The organism is Acidovorax sp. (assembly GCF_046291265.1).
Classification (GTDB): domain Bacteria; phylum Pseudomonadota; class Gammaproteobacteria; order Burkholderiales; family Burkholderiaceae_C; genus Acidovorax.
Genome location: NZ_JBKBTV010000137.1, coordinates 1 through 1,628 on the forward strand (window position 1 = coordinate 1; position 1,628 = coordinate 1,628).

A 1,628-nucleotide genomic window follows, 5' to 3' on the forward strand; every position below is an offset into this window, starting at 1 on the left:
TTTTGCCCCGCAGCCCCGGGGGTAACCCTTGGCAGGGGTAAATTCATCAATTTTTATAGCTATCAGCGCTTTACCCATAAGCGCTAGAGGCACTTTTTGCTCAAAACAGCGATGCAGTGACCTGTTTCACTTTCGCTCAGAAAACCCCACACCCACAGCACCCAATTTGTAACAAACGGCCCATGCACTTTGGGCATGGTGCTATCCGCAAGCTTCATGACACATTTTGTAATTTCTGCCTACACTGCATTCGCACCGGCCCCCACGGCCCTCTGCCGCAGGGGCTGACCCAGGCACCGTTATTGCTTCGCCCTGTTCACCCCGCTCTGTTTTGCGTTTGATTGTTCTCCGAGCCCACAAGGATCCCCCATGCCGGCCGCTACTTCTCTGAAATCGTTGTCCATCTCCAGCCGCCTCGGCCTGGGGTTTGGCTGTGTGCTGGTGCTGCTGATGGCGGTGGCTGCGGTGGGTCAGCTGTCGGTGGGCAAGGTCAATGACCAGATGCATCTCATCACCGGCGTGGGTGCCACCAAGGCCAAGCTCGTTAACGGCATGCTGGAGAGTGTGAGCGCCATGGGCATCCAAAGCCGCTCCGCCGCCATGCTCAACGACATCGACCCCAAGCAGGCGCGCGAGCAGATTGACGCCGTGGGCAAAACCCTCAAGCAATACGCGACGCAAGAAACTGCCCTGGCCGAGCTGCTGACGCCCGCCAACGCCACGCCTGCCGAAATCAAGCTGCTGGGCGATATACAGGCGCTGGGTAAAAAAACCCGCCCCGAACTCGACAACGCCATCAAGGCCGCCGACGACGGCGACACCGTGAGCGCCACGCTGGCCCTGATGACCCGCGTGGCCCCCAGCGAAACCGCATGGCGCACCAAGCTGGCCGAACTCATCGAGTTGCAAAACGCCCTGAACGCTGAAGCGACGACCATGGCCGAACAAACGCAGAAGAACGCCCGCTGGGTGGGCGGCCTGCTGGTGCTGCTGGCCATCGGGCTGGGCGGGTTGATTGCCTGGCGCATCACCACCAGCATCACAGCGCCCCTTGGCCGCGCGGTGGTGGTGGCCGAGCGCATTGCCAACGGCGACCTCACCTCGCAGGTCGAAGTGCGCATCCACGACGAAACCGGCCGCCTGCTCGAAGCCATTGCGGCCATGCAAGAGCGCCTGCGCACCCTGGTGGGCGAGATCGGCCAGACAGCCGATTCCATTCTGGTGGCCAGTTCTGAAGTGGCCTCGGGCAACCTGGACCTGAGCCAGCGCACCGAACAAACCTCGCACAACCTGCAAAGCGCAGCAAACTCGCTGGTCGATTTGACTGGCACGGTGTCGCAAAGCGCCGACTCGGCCCGGCAGGCCAACCAGCTGGCCTCCACCGCATCTGACGCCGCCACGCGCGGTGGCGAAGTGGTGTCGCAGGTGGTGCGCACCATGGACACCATCAGCGCCAGCTCGCGCAAGATCGCCGACATCATCAGCGTGATTGACGGCATTGCGTTCCAGACCAACATCCTGGCGCTGAACGCCGCGGTGGAGGCCGCCCGCGCAAACGAGCAAGGCCACGGATTTGCAGTGGTGGCAGGCGAAGTGCGCAGCCTGGCGGGCCGCTCGGCCAACGCCGC

At 62.7% G+C, this 1,628-nt stretch carries 1 protein-coding gene; it reads left to right on the forward strand.

All coding sequences use genetic code 11. The features are described 5' to 3' along the window. Positions 1-369: 369 nt before the first annotated feature. On the forward strand, positions 370-1,628 hold a 1,259-nt coding region (locus ACK41V_RS23495; RefSeq protein WP_409786081.1), incomplete at its 3' end, for a methyl-accepting chemotaxis protein.